Source organism: Halorubrum sp. C191, assembly GCF_002727095.1.
Lineage (GTDB): Archaea > Halobacteriota > Halobacteria > Halobacteriales > Haloferacaceae > Halorubrum > Halorubrum ezzemoulense.
On the sequence record NZ_NHNZ01000078.1, the window covers coordinates 1 to 1,444 of the forward strand.

At 53.7% G+C, this 1,444-nt stretch carries 3 protein-coding genes; 1 reads left to right on the forward strand and 2 read right to left on the reverse strand.

The genetic code is table 11. From position 1 onward, the window contains the following. Nucleotides 1-293, reverse strand: a 293-nt coding sequence (locus Z052_RS06995) for an SDR family NAD(P)-dependent oxidoreductase (RefSeq protein ID WP_144050010.1), incomplete at its 3' end; no start/stop codon positions are given. A 327-nt stretch (nt 294-620) separates the two neighbouring features. Then, nucleotides 621-878: a hypothetical protein gene (locus tag Z052_RS07000; RefSeq protein WP_094521200.1), complete on the reverse strand. Its 258-nt coding sequence runs from the start codon at nt 876-878 to the stop codon at nt 621-623. A gap of 28 nt (nt 879-906) precedes the next feature. Between Z052_RS07000 and Z052_RS07005 the strand changes: the two genes are divergently transcribed. Then, nucleotides 907-1,164: a PIN domain-containing protein gene (locus Z052_RS07005; RefSeq protein ID WP_241897914.1), complete on the forward strand. Its 258-nt coding sequence runs from the start codon at nt 907-909 to the stop codon at nt 1,162-1,164. Nucleotides 1,165-1,444: the final 280 nt, after the last annotated feature.

Below are 1,444 nucleotides of genomic sequence, written 5' to 3' on the forward strand. Positions count from 1 at the left end.
GTACCCTCATCTGCGATGCCGGCGTTGTTGTGTGCGAAGTCAAGCCCGCCGTACTCGTCAAGCGCCGTCTGTACCATCGCGTCAACATCGTCAGAGTCGGTGACGTTTGTCTTGACGAACGTCGCTTCGCCGCCGTCACTCGTGATCATCTCAACCGTCTCGTGGCCACTCTCCTCGTCGATATCGGCGACAACGACGTTTGCTCCTGCTTCGGCAAACCGAAGTGATGACTGTCGACCAATTCCCGATCCACCACCAGTGACGACCGCAACTCCGTCTTGTATTCCGTTCATAATGTCTCCCACCACGTTGTTTCACGTGGAGTGTTAGTTATTGACAAACAATTATAATATACTTATCTGTAAGAGTTTATTCAGCATTGGTTGTATATCAACATTAACGAACACCAACTGGCGACTGTACAGTGTCGAGACCTACAGCAGTGGCCAAGTGAAGACCAAGTACGCCCTCAGCGGTGAGGGAGAGTGATCGAAGTGCGCTGGCTGCTGTTGAGAACTTACTCTACGCGATGAATTTAGACAATAGTATAGAATGCGTATAAATATGAGCAGTGAAAAAAATCTGTGCCAGTTTCACTCCCGTCGGAGTTGGTAGAACGCCTAGGAGCTCTTGTCGAGGATGGCGTCTTCGGCTCTCGGTCCGAAGCGCTGCGGTACGGCGCTCGACTGGTTGTTCGGGAGGAGCGCCTGAAGCGAGTCCACGACCAGCCTGTGGAGCGCGCTCATGAAGATCTCAAGGAGCGGCTGGAGCGCAAACGTGTATCTTGATCTGAATGTCACTCTCGCCGAACTGAAGGAGGACGACTGACTCGCCAGCGAGGCCGATCTGGAGACGATAGATACCCCGAAAACGTCCATCGCTACCGGCATCGAACTCCAGTACGTGATGGAAGACGAATGGCCACGTGATCGGGTCGTGCGCGCTTATCAGGAGATCGCCGACTTGGGAATTGAGATAATCCCGCTCGGGGGCGATGCGTTAGATGCCGCCGCCAAACTGCGGTCGCAGTACGACTCGTTGAACATCTTTGACGGCGTCCATCCCGGAACCGCCCAGACACTTGATGATCCTATCGTCTCCACAGACACGCTCTATCCTAATATCCCCGAAGTGGAGAGTATCGACCAGAGGGATCTTGAGTAGCTGTTCTCGCCCATGTAGACGCAGTCGTCGCTGCCCATCTCCACGCCGGGCAGCTGCGTGGGCGTGTTGAAGTCACGGCCTTGCGACTTGTTTTTTTCACCCAATTCTCACAGAATGACCCGAACGACGGGTAGGCGACGTCGAGGTCGCGTTCCTCGAAGGTCTTCCAGGTCGCTTTTCGACACGCGCTCACCTATAGTAGTCGGTAGAACTTTTTACTCAAAGATATATGCTGTCTGTAATGGATCACCTCAACGAGGTCTCCGTCGAAGAACTCCAA

Coding starts and splice junctions, on each gene's coding strand:
- Z052_RS07005 (WP_241897914.1), top strand. CDS start 907: ATGGAAGACGAATGGCCACGTGATCGGGTCGTGCGCGCTTATCAGGAG.
- Z052_RS07000 (WP_094521200.1), bottom strand. CDS start 878: ATGGACGTTTTCGGGGTATCTATCGTCTCCAGATCGGCCTCGCTGGCG.